This window comes from Pannonibacter sp. XCT-53 (genome assembly GCF_009915765.1).
GTDB classification, from domain to species: Bacteria; Pseudomonadota; Alphaproteobacteria; order Rhizobiales; family Stappiaceae; genus Pannonibacter; species Pannonibacter tanglangensis.
In genome coordinates this window covers 2,790,814-2,804,303 of record NZ_JAABLQ010000001.1, presented here as the reverse complement: position 1 = coordinate 2,804,303, position 13,490 = coordinate 2,790,814, and the positions used below count along the sequence as shown (strand labels likewise).

9 protein-coding genes are annotated in these 13,490 nt (G+C 67.4%); 6 read left to right on the top strand and 3 right to left on the bottom strand.

Annotated elements, in window-relative coordinates:
• The first annotated feature begins 22 nt into the window (after positions 1-22).
• The 6 genes from GWI72_RS12455 (at position 23) to GWI72_RS12430 (ending at position 7,311) form a co-directional block, all read left to right on the top strand.
• Positions 23-949, top strand: coding sequence for an ABC transporter permease subunit (locus GWI72_RS12455; protein WP_161676521.1), 927 nt, complete (start codon positions 23-25; stop codon positions 947-949).
• Positions 946-1,770, top strand: coding sequence for an ABC transporter permease (locus GWI72_RS12450; protein WP_161676520.1), 825 nt, complete (start codon positions 946-948; stop codon positions 1,768-1,770). Before GWI72_RS12455 ends, GWI72_RS12450 begins: the two co-directional genes overlap by 4 nt.
• Before the next feature lie 227 nt (positions 1,771-1,997).
• A complete protein-coding gene (locus GWI72_RS12445; RefSeq protein ID WP_161708814.1) occupies positions 1,998-3,125 on the top strand; it encodes a GNAT family N-acetyltransferase in 1,128 nt (375 codons plus the stop codon).
• A gap of 285 nt (positions 3,126-3,410) precedes the next feature.
• Positions 3,411-4,106 (top strand): CoA transferase subunit A, encoded by a 696-nt coding sequence (locus GWI72_RS12440; protein WP_161676518.1) that lies wholly within the window; start codon positions 3,411-3,413, stop codon positions 4,104-4,106.
• An 18-nt stretch (positions 4,107-4,124) separates the two neighbouring features.
• A complete protein-coding gene (locus GWI72_RS12435; RefSeq protein WP_161676517.1) occupies positions 4,125-4,754 on the top strand; it encodes a CoA transferase subunit B in 630 nt (209 codons plus the stop codon).
• A 373-nt stretch (positions 4,755-5,127) separates the two neighbouring features.
• Complete coding sequence (locus tag GWI72_RS12430) at positions 5,128-7,311, top strand: putative bifunctional diguanylate cyclase/phosphodiesterase (protein WP_209000104.1); 2,184 nt, start codon at positions 5,128-5,130, stop codon at positions 7,309-7,311.
• 88 nt (positions 7,312-7,399) lie between these two features.
• Here the strand turns inward: GWI72_RS12430 and GWI72_RS12425 are convergent, their stop codons facing one another.
• The 3 genes from GWI72_RS12425 to GWI72_RS12415 all read right to left on the bottom strand — a co-directional run bounded on the left by GWI72_RS12425 (position 7,400) and on the right by GWI72_RS12415 (position 13,236).
• On the bottom strand, positions 7,400-9,145 hold the full coding sequence (locus GWI72_RS12425) for an ABC transporter permease (protein ID WP_209000103.1): 1,746 nt from the start codon (positions 9,143-9,145) through the stop codon (positions 7,400-7,402).
• 89 nt (positions 9,146-9,234) lie between these two features.
• Complete coding sequence (locus tag GWI72_RS12420) at positions 9,235-10,287, bottom strand: Fe(3+) ABC transporter substrate-binding protein (RefSeq protein WP_161708813.1); 1,053 nt, start codon at positions 10,285-10,287, stop codon at positions 9,235-9,237.
• Between the two features lie 219 nt (positions 10,288-10,506).
• Positions 10,507-13,236 (bottom strand): GNAT family N-acetyltransferase, encoded by a 2,730-nt coding sequence (locus GWI72_RS12415; protein ID WP_161708812.1) that lies wholly within the window; start codon positions 13,234-13,236, stop codon positions 10,507-10,509.
• Between the last annotated feature and the right edge of the window lie 254 nt (positions 13,237-13,490).

Genomic DNA, 13,490 nt, shown 5'->3' with positions numbered 1-13,490 from the left:
AGTCCACAAAGGGAGTTCGCCCATGGAAGAGACTGGCGCGGACAAGATGAAGACGAGGCTGGGCCGCCTGTTCGTGATCGGCGTGCCCTATCTGTGGCTGCTGGTGTTCTTCCTGGCGCCCTTCTTCATCGTCTTCAAGATTTCGCTGTCCCAGACGGCCGTTGCCATCCCGCCCTACCTGCCGGTGTTCGACTGGTCGGCCGGCTGGAACGGGTTCGTCGAGACGTTGTCGGAGTTCAACTTCGCCAACTATGTCTGGCTGACGGAGGATGACCTCTACTGGCGCTCCTACGTGTCCAGCGTGGTCATTGCCTTCACCGCGACGCTGATCACCCTGCTGGTGGGGTATCCTCTGGCCTATGGCATGGCGCGCAGCCCCAAGGCCTGGCGCCCGACGCTGCTGATGCTGGTCATCCTGCCGTTCTGGACCTCGTTCCTGATCCGCGTCTACGCCTGGATCGGCATCCTCAAGAACGAGGGGCTGCTCAACCAGTTCCTGATGTGGCTGGGCGTCATCAGCGAGCCGCTGGTCATCCTGAACACCAACACGGCCGTCTATATCGGCATTGTCTATTCCTATCTGCCGTTCCTGGTGCTGCCGCTCTATGCCAGCCTCGAGAAGATGGATGAATCCCTGCTCGAGGCTGCGCAGGATCTCGGGTGCCCGCCCTGGAAGGCGTTCTGGACCATCACCTTCCCGCTGTCGCTGCCCGGTGTCGTGGCCGGCTGCTTTCTGGTGTTCATCCCGGCGGTGGGCGAGTTCGTGATCCCGGATCTCCTCGGCGGTTCCGAGACGCTGATGATCGGCAAGACCCTCTGGATGGAGTTCTTCAACAACCGCGACTGGCCGGTCTCCTCGGCCGTGGCCGTGGTGCTGCTGCTGATCCTCGTCATCCCGATCGTCTACTTCCAGCATCACCAGCAGAAAACAGCGGAGAAGGCGGCATGAGAACGGGTCCCTCCTGGTTCAACATCACGTCGATCGTGCTCGGCTTTGCCTTCCTGTACCTGCCGATCCTGATCCTCGTGATCTTCTCCTTCAACGAATCCCGGCTGGTCACGGTCTGGGCCGGGTTCTCGACCAAGTGGTATGGCGAGCTTCTGAACAATCAGCAGCTCCTGCAGTCCGCCTTCGTGTCCTTGCGGGTGGCGTTCCTGTCGGCGACGGCCGCGACGGTCCTCGGCACCATGGCGGCGCTGGTCCTCGTGCGGCTCGGGCGGTTCCGGGGGCGCACCCTGTTCTCCGGCATGATCTACGCGCCGCTGGTGATGCCCGAGATCATTCTTGCCCTGTCCTTCCTGCTGCTGTTCGTGGCCATCGACCAGCCGCGCGGCTTCTGGACCATCGTCCTGTCGCACACGACCTTTGCCATGTGCTTCGTGGCGGTGGTGGTGCAGTCGCGGCTCGTCGGCTTCGACCGCTCGCTCGAGGAGGCGGCGCTCGATCTGGGCTGCCCGCCGGCGCGCACCTTCTTCGTCATCACGCTGCCGCTGATCCTGCCGGGCGTGGTGGCAGGCTGGATGCTGGCCTTCACCCTGTCGCTCGACGATCTGGTGATCTCAAGCTTCACCACCGGTCCGGGGGCGACGACGCTGCCGATGATGATCTATTCGCAGGTGCGCCTCGGGGTCACGCCCGAGATCAACGCGGCCTGTACCATCCTCGTCGGCATCGTCACCGTCGCCGTGATCGTGACCTCTGTGGTCACCCGCCGCTCCGAGCTGCGGCGTGAACGCGACGAGCGTCGCGCGGTGGCCGCCACCGGCTGACCGTCCCGCCCGAGCCTTGCGTCCTGCACGCCCGCCGCAGTCCTCGACCTGCGGCGGGCGTTTCCGTTTCAGGGGTCCCTCGCTGATTTTACGAAGCATCAAGCATTGATTCAGACTTCGCGGCTACGCTGCTGGCATTGATCCCGGGCACGCCCCGGTTGCGTTTCAGTGATCGGTTTGTGTCGGGGATTCCTGTGCAGCCCAGTTTTGCGGATCGCCTCGTGCCAATGTTCAGAATTCCTGAGGCCGGCAGCAGGTTTGCAACGATCCTGCACCGCAGCCCAGACCGCGACCAGCTGGAACGTCTTTACGAGACGTTGCCCGGCGGGGCGGTTGCGACGCCGTTCCAGACCCCGGCCGTGCTGGACGCGCTGGCGCGTCATGTCGTCACCGGGCAGGGCGGACAGCTCCGGCTGCTGGAGATCCGCGAGGAGAGCCTCGGCAGTCCCGTGCTGATGGTCCCGCTCTGCGTCAGCCGCCGTGGCCCGGTCCGCATGGGCGGGCTGCCGGACTTCGACCTGTTCGACCAGTGCGCCCCGGTGCTGGCGGCCGACGTCGAGCTCGATCCCGAGACCGCGCCGCATCTGTGGACGCATGTGATCGAGGCGCTGTCCGACGTCGATCTGGTCGATGTGAAGAAGATCCCGCCGCGCATCGCCGGCCGTCTCAACCCGCTCTATGCCATTGCTCCTGCCACCGAACCTTGCCCCATGTACACGCTCGACCTGACGGCCGGGCAGGGCGAGGACGGCTGGCGGCGCAAGCATGTCTACAAGGAGGCGCGGGGCAAGTTCCGCAAGCTCCAGGCCGAGGGGATCGACTTCGTCGAGGCGACAACGCCTGCCGAGCGCGCCGATGTCATGGCCGAGCTGCGACGGCAGCGCAGCCTGCGCTTCCAGGAAAAGCAGTGGCACAACACGCTGGAAGAGGATCCGGCCCAGGTCCGCTATTTCGACGATCTGCTGCGCGAGGGCGGCAACCGCCAGCCGCTGCGCCTCTTTGCCCTGCGCGACGACAGCCGCTTTGCCGGCGCCATCTGCGCCATGTCGGAGGGCCTTGCCCTGTCGGCCACGCTCATCTCCATGGGCGGTGACGAGTGGCGCCGCTTCTCGCCGGGGCTGGTGCTGTTCGCGCGCCTGATCGACTGGGCCGAGCGGCAGGGCTACACGGAGCTGTGTTTCGGCGCCGGCGTGCAGTTCTACAAGACCCGTTTCGGCGGTGATCCCTGGCCGATGCACGCCCTCACCCGGCCCCTCACCACCGCCGGCAACGCCTATCTGGCCCTGCGCCGGCTGAAGTCGATCGCCCGCCGGCTGCGGGACGAGACCGCCCGCCTGACCGCCCAGGACGCCTGATCCGGGAGCGGGCCGGCGCCGCATCACCCTTCAGTCCCTCTTTTCCCGAGTTTCGTGACATCCGGCCTTCAGACAGTTGACGGCGGCCGAAAATACCGGTCTTGTTGCGTCGCAACCTGACCGCGACGTCATGTCGGCATGGCGGTCCGGGCTCGCGCGGGAGGACCAGGCGTTCCGGGCATCCGGTCGCCGGTTGGATACGCGACGTGACGCCGGACCGGGCGCCCGGTCCGGTGCGACAGCCCGGCAGCCAGGCCTCAGCCGGTCGGTCTTGAGGAGACAACGATGAACAAGGTATACCCGAACGCGAAGGCCGCTCTCGAGGGCCTAGTGTTTGACGGAATGACCATCATGGCCGGCGGGTTCGGCCTGTGCGGGATCCCGGAGAACCTGATCATTGCCCTGCGCGACAGCGGCGTGAAGAACGTGACGGCGATTTCCAACAACGCCGGCGTTGACGACTTCGGTCTCGGGCTGCTGCTGCAGACGCGCCAGATCCGCAAGATGGTGTCGTCCTATGTCGGCGAGAACGCCACCTTCGAGAAGCAGTATCTGAACGGCGAGCTTGAGCTGGAGTTCAATCCGCAGGGCACGCTGGCCGAGCGCATCCGCGCGGGCGGCGCCGGCATCCCGGGCTTCTACACCAAGACCGGTGTCGGCACCCTGATCGCCGAGGGCAAGGAGCACAAGGACTTCAACGGCGAGACCTACATCCTCGAGACCGGCCTCGTCTCCGACCTGTCGCTGGTCAAGGCATGGAAGGCCGACAAGGAAGGCAACCTGATCTACCGCAAGACCGCGCGCAACTTCAATCCGATGATGGCCACCGCCGGCAAGATGACGGTCGTGGAGGTCGAGGAGGTGGTGGAGATCGGCGAGCTGGATCCGGACCAGATCCACACCCCGGGCATCTTCGTTGACCGCATCGTGGTCGGCACCTTCGAGAAGCGCATCGAAAAGCGCACCACCCGCGCCGCCTGAAGCCGAGGAGACTGAGCAATGGCCTGGACTCGTGACGAAATGGCCCAGCGGGCCGCGCAGGAGCTGGAAGACGGTTTCTACGTCAACCTCGGCATCGGCATCCCGACGCTGGTGTCCAACTACATTCCCGAAGGCGTCCACGTGACGCTGCAGTCGGAAAACGGCATGCTCGGCATGGGTCCGTTCCCGACCGAGGACGAGGTCGATGCCGACCTCATCAATGCCGGCAAGCAGACGATCACCGAGCTGCCGCACACCTCCTATTTCTCCTCCGCCGACAGTTTCGGCATGATCCGCGGCGGCCATATCGACCTGTCGATCCTGGGCGCCATGGAAGTGTCGGAGACGGGGGATCTCGCCAACTGGATGATCCCGGGCAAGATGGTCAAGGGCATGGGCGGTGCCATGGATCTGGTGGCCGGCGTCAAGCGCGTCGTGGTCATCATGGACCACACGTCCAAGGCCGGCGAGAGCAAGCTGCTCAAGGCCTGCACCCTGCCGCTCACCGGTGTCGGCTGCGTTGATCGCATCATCACCAATCTCGGCGTGTTCGACGTGACGCCGTCCGGCCTCAAGGTTGTCGAGCTGGCCACGGACGTGACGCCGGAGGAAGTCAAGGCGGCCACCGAGGCAAACCTCGCGTTCTGATCAAGTAAACGGGCAGGAACATCATGCTCCTGCCCGTTTTTCATTTGACGTAACGGACGTTTCAGACGTCCGGATTATTCCTTTATCGACATTTTGCTTCGACTTGATATCGGATCTTGTTTCATTCTGGATCAGGTGCAGACTGTTTCCGGCGCCCTCCCGCAGAAGAAGTTAACATCCCTGCGCCGGCTCATGGTGCCGGTGCCGCGGTCGCCCGGCCCGTGAGGGCGGAAGTCTGCGCCCCTTTCTTTGCCGGATAAGGGTGAGCGCGGGTTTCGATCCCGCCCGGAATTTGTTGCGGCGCATCAATCGGACCGTCAGGGTTTTCTGGCATGACCTTGGCAACGGACCGCGCCGGCGGTCAGGGGGTGACATGCGCTCTTGGTTCGCCAGTCTGAACAGCTGGGCCCGCGTGCGGGCATCGGCCCTGCGCACGCGCTTCACCCTGTTCGTCGTCTCGCTCTGTGCGGCGATGATCATGGTGATGGTCGGCGTCGCCAGCTACCTCGACTACCGCGACGAGGAGGCCAAGGCGCTCGCCAACATCCGCGCCGTCGCCAACACCGTCAGCCGCCTCGCCATCCCCCAGCTCACCAATCACCATTACCTGATCATGGCGCAGGAGCTGGAGAGCATTGCGGCCAGCGGCATGGTGCAGACCGCCAAGGTCTATGATCCGAAGCGCTCGATCCTGATCGATTCCGATCCGGCCACCAGCCTGTTCGACCGCAGTCCCGTCGCGCCCCTCCTGACCGAGGCCGTCACCGCAGCCCAGCCGATCGAGCGCATCGACAGCGCCGGCGTGCATGTGGCGCTGCCGGTCTGGAGCCGCGACGGCCGGATCGTCATCGGCGCGGTTCTCGTCAGCGCAAGGCATCCGGACCTGGCGGCGATCGTGGCGCCGATCTGGGAACGCAATGCCATCGTGGCCGCGCTGCTGCTCGCGCTGGCCGTTCCGCTCGTGCTGAAATTCGGCTCCAGCTTCCTCGAGCCGATCCAGGAGCTGACCCGCATCGCCCACCAGATCAGCGGCGGCGACATGGATGTGCGGTTCCCCACCGAGCGGGTGGACGAGATCGGCGTGCTCGCCCGCGCCTATGGCGGGATGATGCAGCAGATTCGCTCCAGCATGGAGCAGATCAACAAGCTGGCCTTTCTGGATGGGGTCACCGGGCTGCCGAACCGGGAGTTCTTCCGCCAGCATTTCGCCCGCTGGCAGAAGCATGCCGATGGCTCGCCCCGCCGCATGGCGGTGATGTTCATCGACCTCGACCGGTTCAAGCGGGTGAACGACAGCTACGGCCACGACTGCGGCGACCTGCTGCTCGGCCAGATCGCCCGCCGCTTCGAGACCATCCTGCTGGGGGACCGGGCCGGCGAAAGCCCCGGTGCCATGGTGCACGGGCCGCTGCGTCGCATGGCGCGCTTCGGCGGCGACGAGTTTGCCCTGCTGATGCCGCTGCCCGACAGCGGCCTTGAGCCCGCCGTCAGCCTCGCCGAGCGCCTGCTTGCGGCCGTCGAGGAGCCCTGTCTGGTCAATGGCCAGGAGCTGACGGTCGGGGCCAGCATCGGGCTTGCCGTCTATCCCGATGACGGCACCGATGTCAGCGCCATTCTCAAGCACGCCGACATCGCGATGTATGCCGCCAAGGCGGCCGGCGGCAACACGCTGCGCGTCTACAGCCATTCCGACGGCGAGGTGCCCGCGCGCGAGCGCCTGCGGCTGGAGACCGACCTGCGCGTCGCGCTGGCCAGCGACCAGATCACGGTGTTCTTCCAGCCCAAGGTGGACGTGGACACCGGCCATGTCACCGGGGCCGAGGCGCTTGCCCGCTGGAATCACCCCCGGCGCGGCCTGCTCACGCCCGGTGCCTTCATCGAGATTGCCGAGGAAACCGGCCTGATCCTGCGGCTTGGCGACCGCGTTCTGGAGCTGGCCTGCCGCCAGGGCCGCGCCTGGATCGACGCCGGCCAGCCGTTGCCGCTGGCGGTCAATGTGTCCATGCGCCAGCTCGAATGGGCGGGTTACACCGACCGGGTGCTGGAAATCCTCGAGGCCACCGGGTTTCCGCCATCCATGCTGGAACTGGAACTGACCGAGACGGTCGCCATGGCCAATTCCGAGCAGGTCCGTTTGGTCACCGAGCGCCTGCGCCGGGCCGGCATCCGCTTTGCCATCGACGATTTCGGCACGGGCTATTCCAGCCTCGGCCACCTGCAGCACCTGCCCTTCGACACGTTCAAGATCGACCGCTCCTTCATCTCCGGCCTCGAGGTCGAGGGCAGCAACCGCCTCATCGTCGAGACCATCCTGTCGATGGCCCGCAGCCTGAACTACGAGGTGGTTGCCGAGGGGGTGGAAACCCTGGAGCAGCTCGAGGTGCTGCGCGCCACCGGCTGCAAGACCGCCCAGGGCTATCTCTTCGGCATGCCGATGGCGGCGACCATGTTTGCCTCGTGGCGCCGTGCCTTCCAGCCGGCGGTTCCGCCGTCGGCGCTGCCGTCCCTGGCGGCGGCCCGTCCGGGTTCCGGTCAGGAGCGGCCGGCGGTCGCCTGAGACCAGCTCTCGATGAGCCTCACGTGCTGAGGGCTGCTCAAGCCCCCTGGGCGCCTGAACCTTTGTCAACGCGTGATGGGTCGGCGTCTCAGGGCCCGGGAATGAGTGGCCCTGGCGTCTGCCCCCCGGTGGTGCGCCGGCTGGCCCGCGTGCGGAAGGTCTGTGCGCTGGTCCGCGCCAGCAGGATCACGGGCGCAAGCCCGAGCACCACGATCGTCAGGGCCGGCAGGGCTGCGTCCTCGAAGGCCTCGCGCGAGGCGGCCTCGAACACGGTGGTTGCCAGCGTGTCGAAGTTGAAGGGGCGCAGCAGGATCGTCGCCGGCAGCTCCTTCATGCAGTCGACGAAGGTGATGAGCAGCGCCGACAGCAGCACGGGTTGCAGCAGCGGCAGGTGCACCTCGCCAAGGATGCGCCCGGACTGGCGGCCGAGGGTGCGGGCGGCCATGTCGAGATTGGGCGAGATCTTGCCGAAGCCGTCCTCGATCTGGCCATGCGCCACGGCGATGAAACGCACCACATAGGCGTAGATCAGCCCGGTGCCGGAGCCGAGCAGCAGCAGGCCGGTGCTGATGCCGAACAGCTGTTCCATCAGCGCGTCCAGGCCGTTGTCGAAGCGGGCGAGGGGGATGAGGATGCCGACCGCCAGCACCGTTCCGGGAACCGCGTAGCCGATGGCCGCGATGCGCGCCGCCAGGCGCAACCGGCCCGACTTGCGCAGGCGCACGGCAAACACCAGCACCACCGCCAGGGCGACGATCACCAGGCTGGCGATCCCGGCCAGCAGCGCGCTGTTGGCGGCGGCGGCCAGGAAGTCCGGGTCGGCCAGCATTTCCAGCCGGCGGGTCGAGCGCTCGATCAGCAGGCTTGCCGGCACGACGAAGCCGAGCAGCACCGGCAGGCTGCAGGCCACCAGCGCGCCGGCCGCGCGCCATCCGGTCAGCCGGTACGGGGTTGGCGCGTGCTGCTTGCCCCGGTTCTGGTCGAAGCGCTGCCGCGCCCGGGCCCGCCGTTCCAGCGTCAGCAGGGCGAAGACGACGACCAGCATCGCGCAGGCCAGCTGGGCTGCTCCGGTCAGGTTCGAGCGGTTCAGCCAGGTGTCGTAGATCGAGAAGGTGAGCGTCTTGACGCCGAAGAAGGTCACCGCGCCGATGTCGTTCAGACATTCCATCAGCGCGAGCGACACGCCCACGGCGATCGCCGGCCGCGACATCGGCAGCGCCACCCGCAGGAACAGCCGCAGCGGTGTCGCGCCGAGGGTGCGGGCCACGTCCAGCGGCCCGGCCGACTGCAGCAGGAAACTCGCCCGCGCAGTCAGGTAGACATAGGGGTAAAGCACGGCCGACAGCACGAAGATCGCGCCACCCAGCGAGCGGATCTCTGGAAACCAGTACTCGCGCGGCGAGCTGAAGCCGAACAGGGCGCGCACGGCCGACTGCACCGGTCCGGCGTACTGCAGCACCTCCACATAGGCGATGGCAATGATGTAGGTCGGCACGGCCAGCGGCACCAGCAGCGCCCAGTCGAACAGCCCGCGGCCCGGAAAGCGGCACATGGTCACGAGCCAGGCGGTGGTCACGCCCACCACCGTCGTCACCAGTCCGACGCCCAGCATCAGCCAGAAGGTCGTTGCCAGTGCGCCCGGCAGCACGGTGCTGGCGAGGTGCCCCCACAGGCCCTCCGAGGAGCCGGATGCCAGCAGCGCCAGCGAGGCCAGCGGCATCAGCACGATTGCCGCGGCCGCCCAGGCCAGCGCCAGCCAGAGGCCGTCCTGCCGCCGGGCAAGAGGCGGAGAGGCGGAAGCTGTCGGGGAGGCGGGCGGCGTCGGATGCGTCATTGCCGTGTCATAAGCCCGTTGCGGCGGCCAAAAGCAAGAGGGCGCCGCGAAGTCCTCGCGGCGCCCGTCCGGGGTGTCTGGCAGTCGGCTCAGCTCGCCGGGCCGTCGTCGAAGCGCACCTTGTCGACCAGCTCGCTGGCCGCCTTGCGGTTCTTGGCGATCTCCTGGATCGACAGGGTGTCAGCCTTCAGCGTGCCGAAGGACTGGACCAGCTCGGAGGGGGCAACACCCGGGGTCACCGGATACTCGAAGCTCGCCTCGGCATAGATCTGCTGCGCCTTCGGCGTGGACAGGAACTCGACCAGCTTCAGGGCGTTGTCCTTGTTCGGCGCGTGCTTGGCCATCACGATGCCGGCGATGTTGACATGCGTGCCACGGTCGGCGGCATTCGGGAAGATCATCCGCGCGGACGCGGCCCACTCCTTCTGCTCCGGCTCCTTCTCGTTGGTCATCATGGCGCCCATGTAATAGGTGTTGCTGAGCGCGATGTCGCATTCGCCGTTCTTGATGCCCTGCACCTGGCTGCGGTCATTGCCGGCCGGCTTGCGGGCCAGGTTGTCGCGCAGGCCCACGAGCCACTTCTCGGTCTCCTCGACGCCCTTGTGGGCGATCATCGAGGCGACCAGGCCGATGGTGTAGACGTGCTGGCCCGAGCGGGTGCAGATCTTGCCCTTCCACTTCGGATCCGCCAGTTCCTCATAGGTGATCGTGTCCTGCTGGACGCGGTCCTTCGAGGCATAGATCACGCGGGCGCGGGTGGTCAGGCCGACCCAGTGGCCTTCCGGATCCAGATAGGTCGCCGGGATGTTGGCCTTCACCGTGTCCGAGACGATCGGCTGGGTGATGCCGGCCTGCTTGGCGCCGTCGAGACGGCCGATGTCCACGCTCAGCAGCACGTCGGCCGGCGAGTTCGCGCCTTCGGCAGCGATGCGCTCTTCCAGGCCTTCGTTCGCGAAGATCACGTTGGTCTTGATGCCGGTCTCGGCCGTGAAGGCATCGAGCAGCGGCTGGATCAGGGTCGGCTGGCGATAGGAGTAAATGTTCACTTCACCGTCTGCGAGCGCGACGGGGGCCACCGACACCACGAGGGTCGAGGCCAGCAGCGCGGTGCGGGCGAAGGAAGGAACTGTCTTGAACGTCATGAAATCCTCCAGTCGTCGGGGTTCAAGGCCCCACGAACCCTGTCATCGTTGGGATGACGGTACGGCGGGATATATGAATGTGACGCTCAGGAAAGTCAAGAAAACTCGAGAAATCAATAGTTTAGAACTATTCAAAAGAAAAACTGACTCCGAAAGTCAACAATTTCAGCCACTTCCGGCAGTCCGCGGCGGGGACGACCCGGCACCCGGGCCGGCCGTTCAGTCGGCCTCGAGCTGGGCGGCGGCCTGGGTGACCGCCAGGGTCACGATGGCGATTGCCGCATCGTCCGGCGAGGTCGTGATGGCAAAGCCGAGGGCGCCGCACATGGCCAGCATGCTGGTGTTTTCCTTCAGCACCTCGCCCTTGATCGTCTCGATCCCGTCCACCTGCGCGTAGCGGATGATGAGCTTCATCAGCGCCCAGCCGAGGCCGCGGCCCTTCAGGTCGGACCGCACCATCACGGCATACTCGCCGGTGCGGTGGTCGGGGTCGGCATGCAGCCGCACGACACCCAGCAGGTCTCCGCTTTGCGGGTCAAGCGCGGCCAGCGCCATGGCCCGGTCATAGTCGAGCTGGGTCAGGCGCGACAGGAACTTGTGATTGAAGTCCTTCACCGGGGCAAAGAACCGCAGGCGCAGGTCGTCCGGCGACACATGCTCGAAGAAGGCCCGGAACAGCTCCTCGTCCTCCGGCCGCACCGGGCGGACGAACACGCTCCAGCCGTCCTTGAGCCGCAGGGTCTGTTCCCACTCCTTCGGGTAGGGGGCGATGGCAAGCCGCGAGGTGCCGCTGCGGCCGGCCTGGCGCGAGGGTTCGCCCAGCACCACCCGGGCGTCGAGCGCCACGACACCCTCGGCGCCGACCGCGAGCGGATTGATGTCCAGTTCGCGCAGCTCCGGCAGGTCGATCGACATCTGCGACAGCTTCACCAGCGTCAGCGCCACGGCGGCGCGGTCCTTTTCCGGCTGGCCCCGGTGCGCCGGAAACAGTCGGGCGACGCGGGTCCGCCCGATCAGGTGATCGGCGAGGTTGAGGTCGAGCGGCGGCAGCTCGTGCGCCACGTCCGCCGCGACCTCGACCGAGGTGCCGCCCTGGCCGAACACCATCACCGGGCCGAACAGCGGTTCGTCGGCAATGCCGGTGAACAGCTCCAGCCGCTGCCGCGTGTCGACCATGCCCTGCAGCGTCAGGCCCTGGATGCGGGCCTCGGGGAACTTGGCAGCGATGCGTCCGGTCAGCTCGCGCGCCGCCGCCTCCACCGCCTCCGGCGTGGTCAGGCGCAGCCGGATGCCGTCGACATCCGACTTGAACGGCAGGTCGGCCGACCAGACCTTGACCACCAGCGCCGCATGCCGGGTCAGCATCGCCGCCGCCAGGGCGGGCAGCTCCGCCGGGTCGGTCACCAGATGCGTCTCGATCATCGGGATGTCATAGGCGGCCATCAGCGCGGCGGTCTCTGCCGGGTCCAGCATGGTCCGCCCGCTCTCCAGGGCCCGCCGCAGCATCTGCCGCGCCCGCACGGGGTCCGGCGTGAACTCGGCCGGCAGGCTCGGCGGGGCGGCCATCAAGGCGTCCTGCGCCTCGGCGCTGCGGATCAGGTGCTGCGCCGCACGCACGGCCTCGGCCGGGCTGGCGAAGACCGGCACTTTCGCCTCGTCGAGGGCCGCGCGGGGCAGCGGGTCCTCGCCGATCAGCGCCGCGATCAGGGTCTTGCGCCGGCCCACCCGGCGCTGGTCCGCCCTTGCCGCCGTGGCGATCGCGCCGGCCACCGCCTCGGCCTCGACGAAGGGATGGGGCGCGGCCAGCACCAGCACGCCGTCGGGGGCCGGATCGGAAAGGATCGCGGCGATGGCGGCGGAGAAGGCCTCCGGCGTCGCCCCGTCCGGCAGCGTCAGCGGGTTGCCGGGCATCGACCCGGGGCGTCCGAGCGGCTCCAGCAGCGCGAGCGTCTCCGGCGCGAGCCCGGCCAGTTCGCCGCCGCCCTCCGTCAGCCGGTCGGCCGCCAGCGTCGCCAGGCTGCGGCCATTGGCGATCACGGCCATCCGCCGGCATTGCGGCGCCCGCACCCGCGACAGCGTTTCGACTGCCTCGAACATCTCGTCGAGATCGCCGACCCGCAGGATGCCGGCCCGGCGCAGGGCGCTCTCGAACACCGGATCACGGCGCGTCACCTTGCCGGCATGGGTCTTGCCGGTGGCGAAGGCGTCGCGGCTGCGGCCGGTGCGCATCAGCACCACCGGCTTGCCGCGGGCAGCCGCACGGGCAGCGGACAGGAACTTGCGCGGGGTGCTGAGGCTCTCGATGTGCAGCAGGATCGCCCGGGTCCGGTAGTCGGCGGCGAAATAGTCGATCAGGTCGCCCACATCCACATCCGACCGCTGCCCGAGGGCGCAGATGCCGGAAAAGCCGAGCCGCCGGGCCTTGGCCCAGGAGACGATGCCATTCACCACCGCGCTCGAGCGGGCAATCAGCGCCAGGTCGCCCGGCAGCGGTGCGTCGCGGGTCAGCAGCAGGTCCAGCTTCGCCTGGGGTGCCGCCACGCCGATGCTGCCCGGCCCGATCACGCGCAGGCGATAGGGCTGCGCCGCCTTCAGGCAGGCCGACAGCACGGCGGCCGGATAGGCATCATAGCCCGGCGCCGCCAGCAGGACACAGCGCGCCCCGGCAATGGCGGCAGCGGTGACGAGATCCTCCGCCGCCTCCGGTGGCCCGAGATAGACGACGAGATCCGGGGCAAAGGCAAGGGCGGCCAGGCTGTCTGCGGTGGCGAGCCCTCCCTGCGGCAGTCCGTCAGGCAGGGGCAGGTTCACCAGCGCCGTCGGCCCGGCATGTCCGGCGGCCGCGAGGCGGCCGAGCAGATGCGCCAGCACGCGCGGATCGTGGCGGTTGGGGCCGGCGAAGACGATGCTCCTGGGCAAGAAGGCGGCTTCCAGGTTGCGGATCGTCACGGCCAGTCTCCCCCGAGCCCAGTTTCGTCAAGCCCAGTTTCGCTTGGCCCAGTTTTCCCTGAGCCCAGTCTTCCTGAGCCAACTCTCGTTGAACATGGTCCTGCCGTCTGGGGCAGGGGTCCCGGACGGCAGGGCGATGATCAGGCTATAGCGGAAGTGTGTCGCGGCTGTGTTGATGTCCAGACCACCCCTGCACAATCCCCACCCGGTCGCAGGGGGCGCCCGGTCAGGGACATGTCAGGGACAGGTCGGGG